Below are 8,975 nucleotides of genomic sequence, written 5' to 3' on the forward strand. Positions count from 1 at the left end.
GGCAACAAATGACCATAGGCGGGTGGTGCCAGCCCGTGATTTCCGTAGGTAGCCGGGAGGTTGGTAATGGGTTTGTCGGTAACGGCTGATGGTGGACGGAAAACGCCTTGGCGAGATGGCAGTTTCGGCTATGTCGTGCCGGCTCTGCTCCTGATCGCCTTCTTTTTCATCGTCCCAGTAATTATGCTGCTGATGCGCAGCGTGCTTGAGCCCACACCCGGTCTCCAGAATTATCGGGAGCTTTTAGGTTCGACGACCTATCTGCGGGTACTCCTCAATACATTTACCGTTGCCGGTCTTGTGACCATTGTCTCCGTACTGATCGGCTTTCCGATCGCGTGGCTGCTCGCTATCATGCCCGAGCGCTGGTCGCGGCTGGTGCTGGCAATCATTGTCCTGTCGATGTGGACCAATTTGCTTGCTCGAACCTATGCCTGGATGGTGCTTCTGCAGCGCACCGGCGTCGTCAATAAGGTTCTGCTGAGTCTTGGTATCATCGATAAGCCGCTGGCGCTGGTCAACAATCTCGTCGGCGTCAGTATCGGCATGACCTATATCATGCTGCCCTTCATCATCCTGCCGCTGATCGGCGTTCTGAAGTCGATCGATCCCGCGATCCTGCGTGCCGCTGCCCTCTGTGGTGCCAACAAGCGCCAGTGTTTTACCCGCGTTCTTCTACCGCTGTCGTTGCCGGGCATCGCTTCAGGTGCGCTGATGGTCTTCGTCATGTCGCTTGGTTACTACGTTACGCCGGCCCTGCTCGGTGGCACGTCGAACATGATGCTGGCCGAGCTCGTAGCGCAATTCGTGCAGTCGCTGGTCAACTGGGGCATGGGCGGCGCTGCCGCACTTGTGCTCCTGCTGGTAACATTGGTGCTCTACACCATCCAGCTCAAATTCGTGAACCCAAATCGGGCGAGGTAACAATTATGCTGCTCGATTTCGAGAAACTTGGTGGTTTGAAACCATTCCTGATCGGCCTGACAGTTCTGGTCTGTCTGTTTCTGATCCTACCGATCCTGTTCATTGCCGCATTGTCCTTTGGCTCGTCGCAATGGCTGATCTTTCCGCCGCCGTCATGGACGTTCAAGTGGTATCAGGCACTGTTTACCGATCCGCGCTGGCTTTATTCCGCCTTGAGCAGTCTGAAGATCGCCGCCATTGTCACGGTTTTTTCCGTCGTGCTTGGCTTTCTCGCTGCCCTCGGCTTGAACCGGGGCTCCTTCACTGGACGTGAAGCCCTGCGAGCCTTGTTTCTCACTCCGATGATCCTCCCCGTCGTAGTGCTCGCCGTCGCCCTCTATGCGCTTTTTCTGCAGTTCGGACTGGCGGGCACCACGATCGCTTTCATCATCGCGCATCTTCTGATCGCGCTGCCATTCTCAATCATCTCGATCGGAAATGCATTGGACGGTTTCGACAAGTCGATCGAGGATGCGGCGATCCTGTGCGGCGCAACCCCGTGGGAAGCCCGTATCCGGGTAACGGTGCCCGCCGTCAGCCATGGCATCTTTGCCGCCGCGATCTTCTCTTTCCTCGCGTCGTGGGATGAAGTGGTTCTTGCCATCTTCATGGCCAGCCCGACGCTGCAGACGCTACCGGTCAAGATCTGGGCGACACTCAGACAGGATCTGACGCCTGTCATCGCCGCCGCCTCCACCATTCTCATTGCCTTCACCATCCTGCTGATGGTTCTGGCGGCATTCTTCCGCAAGGGACGCAAAGTATGACCCAGTCATTTCTCTCCATTCGTGGCATCCGCAAGACATATGGTCAGGTCACTGCCGTTAAGAATGTGACCATGGATGTTGCCGAGGGTGAGTTCATGACCTTTCTTGGGCCATCCGGTTCGGGCAAGTCCACGACGCTCTACATCCTTGCCGGATTTCAGGACCCGACAGACGGTGATATCCTGCTGAAAGGTCAGAGCCTGCTTTCGACCCCGTCACACAAGCGCAATATCGGCATGGTGTTTCAGCGCTACACACTGTTCCCGCATCTGACCGTTGGCGAGAACGTAGCCTTCCCGCTGCGCGTTCGCCGCGTTGGTCAGGCGGAAATAACCGATCGGGTGAAGAAGGCGCTGAAGCTCGTCCGGCTCGAAGGTCTTGAGGAGCGCAAGCCAGCCTTGATGTCCGGTGGCCAGCAGCAGCGCGTCGCGCTTGCTCGCGCACTGGTCTACAATCCACCCGTGCTTCTGATGGATGAGCCGCTTTCGGCGCTGGACAAGAAGCTGCGTGAGGAAATCCAGTTCGAAATCCGACGCATCCATCAAGAAACCGGAGTGACCATTCTCTATGTCACCCATGATCAGGAAGAGGCCCTACGTCTTTCCGACCGTATCGCGGTCTTCAGTCAGGGCGAAATCGATCAGATCGGAACCGGACGGGAACTCTATGCCGATCCAGCCACACATTTTGTGGCGGGTTTCATTGGCGACAGCAATTTCATCAATGCCGAGGTTCTTTCAAATACCGATGGCAATGCGCGACTGTTGCTGCCTGGCGGTACGGTCGTCGATGGCGTGCCGATGCATGCCGGCAAGGCGGGCGGGACCTCTGCCTCGCTGCTGCTACGGCCGGAACGACTTTCGTTGTCGAGCACACGGATCGACAACGGCCTTACCGTGACGATCAAGGACATTACGTTCCTCGGCAATAATATCGAGGTCAGTACCCAAACCGGTAATGGTGAAATCCTCTCTGTGCGCCTGCCGTTCGGACACGAGGCGATTTCCGGCATCAGCCGTGGCGATCAGGCTTGGCTAAGCTTCGAACCGAAATCGACGCACGCATTCGTCTGACCCCTACAGTGGCCGATGACGTTTTGCGTCGGTCATTGCCGCAGCAATCAACCTATCGAAGGAGGCCTGCGCCATGGCCCTGTCCAACACAATCCTCGCCAAACTGAAAGACCCATCGCTTGCCACCGACAAGACTTTGATCGCCGGCGAATGGCAGGGACAAGGTGAGGGCGGCGCGACATTCGATGTCACGAATCCATCGACTGGCGAAGTGATTGCCACCCTGCCGGACATGACGCGTGCCGACGCCGCACGCGCCATCGACGCCGCCCACACGGCACAAAAGCTCTGGGCGAAAAAGACCGGTAAGGACCGCGCTGCTGTGCTCCGCAAGCTTTATGATTTGGTGATTGCCAATGCCGATGATCTGGCGGCTATCCTCACCCTGGAAATGGGCAAGCCGTTGGCCGAAGCCAAGGGTGAGATCCTCTATGGTGCGTCCTATGTTGAATGGTTCGGCGAAGAGGCCAAGCGCGTTTATGGCGATACCATACCCGGTCACCAGCAGGACAAGCGCATCATCGTGCTGAAGCAGCCGATCGGTGTCGTTGCCTCGATCACACCGTGGAATTTCCCCAATGCCATGCTGGCACGAAAGTTTGCGCCAGCCGTTGCAGCCGGCTGCACCATGGTGTCCAAGCCGGCCGCCGAAACGCCGCTATCGGCGCTGGCTTTTGCTGTTCTGGCCGAACGTGCGGGGCTGCCAGCCGGCGTCTTCAATGTCGTTACCTCGAAAAAATCCGCCGATATCGGCCTTGAATTCACGGAGAATGACAAGGTTCGCAAGCTCACCTTCACCGGCTCGACCGGCGTCGGCAAGATTCTTATGCGCCAGGGCGCCGAGCAGATCATGAAGCTCGGCCTCGAACTCGGCGGCAATGCGCCCTTCATCGTGTTCGACGATGCCGATCTCGATGCTGCCGTCGAAGGCGCGATGATCTCAAAATATCGCAACAATGGCCAGACATGCGTCTGCGCGAACCGGTTGTATGTGCAGGCCGGGGTCTATGATGCGTTTGCCGAGATGCTGGCGGCAAAAGTATCAATGATGAAGGTGGGCGACGGGTTTGAGGACGGCGTTGTGGCCGGGCCGCTGATTACCGAAAATGCAATTGCGAAGGTTGAAGAGCATATCACCGATGCGCTTGAAAAAGGGGCCGCTATTGCCATCGGCGGTAAACGTGATGCGAGGGGCGGGCTGTTTTTCCAGCCAACTATCCTAACCGGTATGACATCCGCCATGAAAATTGCTCGCGAAGAGACGTTCGGGCCCGTCGCGCCGCTCTTCAGATTCGAAACGGAAGATGATGTCGTCGAGATGGCCAACGATACCGAGTTTGGGCTTGCTTCTTATTTCTACGCCAAGGACCTATCGCGCGTGTTCCGGGTGGCTGAGGCGCTGGAATATGGCATGGTGGGTATCAATACCGGTCTGATTTCCACGGAGGTTGCGCCATTCGGCGGCATTAAACAATCCGGTCAAGGCCGTGAGGGCTCCAAATACGGGATCGAGGATTACGTTGAAGTTAAATACTTGTGTCTCGATGTTGGTCTGTGAGAGGTGATCGCCAGACGACGCTTTTGGCGACCAACCGAGCCTGTCAATCAAACCACTGATGAGATGCACAGGCGTTGTCACGTTGTTGGGCGGCGGCGAGAGGTTCCGTTACAAATTTTTGATGTAACGCAGTTGGCGGCGTGCTATCCGTTATTCAGAAGGAAGCAGCCAGGATATAGGGGGTTGTTTGCGGAGGGGGCGAAATGACACCCAAAGCGATCGGCCATTTGTATTCACCGATAGATTGATGTGTTCCCATCCAAGCGGTGACACATGAGCGAGAAGTTCCGGCGGAATTGGCAATCCGGTTTGGCTTCGATCTTTGACAGCCTCGCCAAGTTTCAAGATGTTCCAAAAAATAATGACAGCAGCAAGCAGATTCAGGCCCCCGATCCTATAGTGCTGGTCTTCGGTAGTGTGGTCACGGATTTCACCTCGTCGGTAAAAGTTGATGGCTTGTTTCAAGGCGTGATGGGATTCCGCTTTATTCAAACCGACGCGCGCTCGGCGCAGCATGCTCGTGTCCATAATCCAGTCGATCATGAAGAGTGTTCGTTCGATTAGGCCGACCTCCCGCAGAGCAACGGCCAGCTCGTTCTGTCTGGGATACGAGGCAAGTTTTCTCAGGATTTGGCTTGGTGGCATAATGCCGGCGGTCATTGTAACAGCAATCCGTAGTATATCTGGCCAGTTTCGTTCAACTAGAGGCTCATTGATCTTGTCGGCGATCAAAGAACGGTGAAAGCTTCTGAGAAACCAGTGGAAGAGTTGATCAGACATAGCCCGTGACCTGGCGGGGCCGTCGCCGATGGCTGTCCTTTTCGGGCATGGCCCACTAACCGGCGGACTGAATAAGCCTGGCATAGACGCCGTTCAACGCCATCAGTTCATCATGGGTTCCGCGCTCGGCAATGCAGCCCTTGTCCAGAACGATGATCTGATCGGCCTGGCGCACGGTGGAAAGCCGGTGCGCGATTGTGATGGTTGTGCGGTCCCTGGCAAGCGTAGCAAGGGCTCTGGCCATGGCCCGCTCCGTCCGGTTGTCCAGGGCACTTGTCGCTTCGTCGAGGAGTAGCACCGGCGGATTGCGCAGGATGGTGCGGGCAAGCGCCAGACGCTGCTTCTCGCCGCCCGAGAACCGATAGCCCCTTTCACCGACCAGTGTGGCATACCCATCGGGGAGTGCCGAGACCATGTCATGGATCTGTGCGACCTTTGCTGCCGTGATCAATTCCTCATCGCTCGCTTCCGGCTTGGCAAAGCGCAGGTTCTCGGCAACGGAGGCATGCAGCAGATAAGGTTCTTGCGTGACGACGCCCAGTATGTCGGTCAGTGACTGAAAGCTGAGACGCCGGACATCAACGCCATCATAGCGAATGGAACCCGAATCCACATCGTAAAGCCGGGCCAGGAGATAGCCGAGTGTGGTCTTGCCCGAACCGGTAGCGCCGACGATGGCCACATGGCTTCCCGCCGGAATGTCGATGGAGATGGCTTGAACGGTGGGCCTGCTCTTATCGTAAGAGAAGGAGACATTCTCCAACCGCACTGTGCCTTGAACGCGGTCGCGGGCGAGGGTAACCGCATCAAGGTCTTCGGTGATTTCGACAGGCTTGTCGAGATACTCGAATATGCGCGTAAACAGGGCCCTTGTCGTTCGCAGCTCGCGCCCTGTCTGAAGCAATTGCTCAAACGGCCAGAGAAGCTGTTCCTGCAAAGCGATCATGGCAACGAGCGTGCCGATGGTGACCGCGGCGCCCGTGCTCATCAACCAGCCACCCAGAAGCAGCGTGAGCGCCGGCAGGATCGACAATGTCAGATAGATCAATGACCATTGCCATTCGCCCGCCGTATGGGAGCGTACCTCCAATGCAGCAACGTCGCTGGAGGTGCGTTTGAACAGACGGATCAAATGTTCGCTGCGGCCCATGGTTCGGGCAAGGATGATACCGGAAACGGAGAGCGATTCCTGGATGGCCGAGGACATGTCGGCAATGCGCCGCTGCTGCTCGAAGGTGATGGTTTCGCGCAGTTTGGCGACCCGGTTGCTGATCAGTACCGTCAGAGGCACCGCTGCCAAGGAAAAGAGCCCCAGTCTCCAGTCCAGGAACATCATGGCGGCACCGGTCATGACAACGGTGCTGAGGCTGCGCGCCAGCTCATTGGCCGTATTGGTGACAAGTGCCTGCAGACCGCCGATATCGCTGGCGATACGCGACTGGATCTCGCCGGTGCGCGTGCTGGCAAAGAACCCCAGCGACAGGGATTGCAGATGCGCATAAACGCGCACTCGCAGATCATCCATGATCGCCTGGCCGACCTTGGACGACAGGATGACCTGGACAGTGTTCAGCGCGGCGGACAATGCCGCCACGCCGACCAAGCCGCCCGCCAGCCAGGCCAAGAGGGCCAGATTTCGAATTGGCAGGGCATCATCGATGATGGCGCGCAGCAGGAACGGCGACAGCATCGCGATGGCCGATGCAACCAGGATCAGGGCGATAAGCAAAACAATCCGGGTGCGATAGGGCGTGAACAGGGCAAGCACGCGGCCAAGTGAAACATGCGTTCTGGCAAGTTGGTCGTAGGTTTCGCCATTGTCATTGAATGATGGGGACACAGACATCAGAAGCTCTCCAGCTATCGCCGGTGCGCCGCGCTGCACATGCGGCTGCACTGGAAGAAATGAACCGTGCTCCGAACGGGGTAATGGAGATTTTCATCGCCATTTTTGCGCGGGTACAGTGTTTGTTGTGAATGGTGAAGGCAACACAGGAAGGCCCGGTTATCGACTAAGGCAGGATAGGGTCCACCGGGGAAATGCACTGGGCCTTCGGTGCCTGGAAACAAGCAACAAGGCTATCCTCCGGCCTTGTTATGGAGGTTTCATGGAGACATTGTCCACAGATGGCGCAGAGCCAAGAAAATCCGGCGGAAACGCGGCAATCCAGCTATCTAAAGTTTGCCGCGCCCTTGTGTGTGCGAGAGAAATGGCAGGAATGCAAAATGCCTTCAGGATAACCCGGACAAATCTGTGAACGGTGATGGCCGGATTGCACCAACCGCATGTTGAATATGGGGTGGTGACTATAGCTCGTGGGACTCAGGCCTGCACCGGCCCGCAAAGCTTCAACCGCTCCGCTACAGCCGCGCCTTCATCCGAAACCGGATACGCACTGGCACGCAAGGGGGAGAAGCGTGAGGGGTGGCAATTGCATATACGCCGCTTGGTAGCGGCGCCACAGGCTTTTCTGGAAATCTCAGAGATTCGATCGAGCATGGTGGCTCGATGAATTGCCCCTGCACCAAATTTGCACAATGTCTTGATCAGCTCTCCATGCTGAGTGTCTAGCAAGGCGCGCCAGATGCCTGCGCCTTGTCGGCAGGACCGATGAGTTTGTTCGCTTACACAGTGGCCTCTGACAGGCAATGAATTCGTTTGGCGATGGTATGCCTGGATCAGCAATGGAGAGGGACTGCTGCATTGCTAAACGCGACGAGCCTCCAATCATACCGCCGCCGGCACAGCGGAGAATTGAATTCTCCGCTGTGCCCCGCTTTGGTCTGTGATGAGCGGCAAAATCACAGGGCTGGAGGCCCTTCTCTTCAGATTGGCCTTGCCGTTTGTGAGTTTCAAATGAACCGCAGTCGTACCACGTCGGGTTCAAACCAATTTAGCCGAAGTCAGTCGCAGCAGCAGTATCTGACAGGCGAACTGACGATCCAGATCGACAACCTGCCCCATATCGCCGCCGCCTATGGCGAAGCCGCGGCGATTATCGCTGAAGACGTGGTGCATCAATTGGTCCTGGATATTATCGGCGCCCTTGGCACCGTCACGCGGTTGCAATCAGGGCAGTTCCACGTGGCCGGCCCCCGCATTGCCAAACAAATCATATATGGGCTGCTGCCCACGGTGATGGGCCATCCCTTGAAGATCCGCGAGGATGCCTTCCATCTCGTGATCTCGGTCACTGGCCCTGACTTTGCGACGCGCCCGACCATCGCCAGCGAGCGATCTCCTTGGCTTGGGGGGCGGCAGCAGAGCAGATACCCGGCCGCTGCCCGAACACAGTGGATTGCGGCCTATCGTGCCGACATGGCGGCCGCTGCCGCATTGTTCAAAACGCTCAATGATGATCATGTCGACTTCGAGACGCGGCCGGTTCGATATGCGGGTAGTTGCGACATCATTCTCTATCATGAACTTTGCGCCGGGATTGACGGCCATGACATCGGCCCGGCAAGCCCGGCGGCCGAGCCGCTCAGACGGCTCGGGCTGCTGCGTGTCCTCGAAGAGCATGTTGTCCAGCGGACCATCGATGCCCTGTGCGCAGCGCCTGACCTTCGCCTGGGGGTCAATATATCGATGGAGAGCGCCGTTCTCGACCTGTGGTGGTTCAATGTCTGCGAAAGGCTGGGGTCGGCTCCGTCTGTTGCCGAGCGGCTTGTCTTTGAATTGAACGGCATCGACCGGTTGCCTGCAACAGCCGATGCCATCGATTTCATGACGGACATCAAACGATATGGCTGCCAGATAGCGCTCGATGATCTCGGGCCTGATCATGTGCCTGTCTGGAGTGCAGGGGCGTTTTCACCCGATATTGCCAAGAT

At 57.3% G+C, this 8,975-nt stretch carries 6 protein-coding genes and 1 pseudogene; 5 read left to right on the plus strand and 2 right to left on the minus strand.

Translation table 11 applies throughout. The annotated features are described in order from the left end of the window. Positions 1-66: 66 nt before the first annotated feature. The 4 genes from C5750_RS10610 (at position 67) to C5750_RS10625 (ending at position 4,361) form a co-directional block, all read left to right on the plus strand. Entirely contained in the window at positions 67-924 is an 858-nt protein-coding gene (locus tag C5750_RS10610; protein ID WP_105733818.1) for an ABC transporter permease, read from the plus strand. Between the two features lie 5 nt (positions 925-929). Beyond that, positions 930-1,730 (plus strand): ABC transporter permease, encoded by an 801-nt coding sequence (locus C5750_RS10615; RefSeq protein ID WP_105733819.1) that lies wholly within the window; start codon positions 930-932, stop codon positions 1,728-1,730. Then, complete coding sequence (locus C5750_RS10620; protein WP_105733820.1) at positions 1,727-2,803, plus strand: ABC transporter ATP-binding protein; 1,077 nt, start codon at positions 1,727-1,729, stop codon at positions 2,801-2,803. Before C5750_RS10615 ends, C5750_RS10620 begins: the two co-directional genes overlap by 4 nt. Positions 2,804-2,876: 73 nt before the next feature. Continuing rightward, entirely contained in the window at positions 2,877-4,361 is a 1,485-nt protein-coding gene (locus tag C5750_RS10625; protein ID WP_105733821.1) for an NAD-dependent succinate-semialdehyde dehydrogenase, read from the plus strand. A 154-nt stretch (positions 4,362-4,515) separates the two neighbouring features. On the opposite strand, the pseudogene C5750_RS10630 reads toward C5750_RS10625, so the two are convergent. Beyond that, positions 4,516-5,099, minus strand: a pseudogene (locus tag C5750_RS10630) (Tn3 family transposase); the annotation flags it as partial. 97 nt (positions 5,100-5,196) lie between these two features. Further along, positions 5,197-6,987, minus strand: coding sequence for an ABC transporter ATP-binding protein (locus C5750_RS10635; protein ID WP_105733822.1), 1,791 nt, complete (start codon positions 6,985-6,987; stop codon positions 5,197-5,199). Between the two features lie 1,011 nt (positions 6,988-7,998). On the opposite strand from C5750_RS10635, the gene C5750_RS10640 reads away from it, so the two are divergent. After that, a partial coding sequence (locus tag C5750_RS10640; RefSeq protein WP_170111937.1) for an EAL domain-containing protein occupies positions 7,999-8,975 on the plus strand: 977 nt, incomplete at its 3' end.

It is taken from the genome of Phyllobacterium myrsinacearum, from assembly GCF_002980555.1.
Classification (GTDB): Bacteria; Pseudomonadota; Alphaproteobacteria; order Rhizobiales; family Rhizobiaceae; genus Phyllobacterium; species Phyllobacterium myrsinacearum.

Excerpts from the sequence above, each read along its gene's own strand:
- C5750_RS10635 (WP_105733822.1), bottom strand. The coding sequence starts at position 6,987 with ATGTCTGTGTCCCCATCATTCAATGACAATGGCGAAACCTACGACCAA.
- C5750_RS10620 (WP_105733820.1), top strand. The coding sequence starts at position 1,727 with ATGACCCAGTCATTTCTCTCCATTCGTGGCATCCGCAAGACATATGGT.
- C5750_RS10610 (WP_105733818.1), top strand. The coding sequence starts at position 67 with ATGGGTTTGTCGGTAACGGCTGATGGTGGACGGAAAACGCCTTGGCGA.
- C5750_RS10625 (WP_105733821.1), top strand. The coding sequence starts at position 2,877 with ATGGCCCTGTCCAACACAATCCTCGCCAAACTGAAAGACCCATCGCTT.
- C5750_RS10615 (WP_105733819.1), top strand. The coding sequence starts at position 930 with ATGCTGCTCGATTTCGAGAAACTTGGTGGTTTGAAACCATTCCTGATC.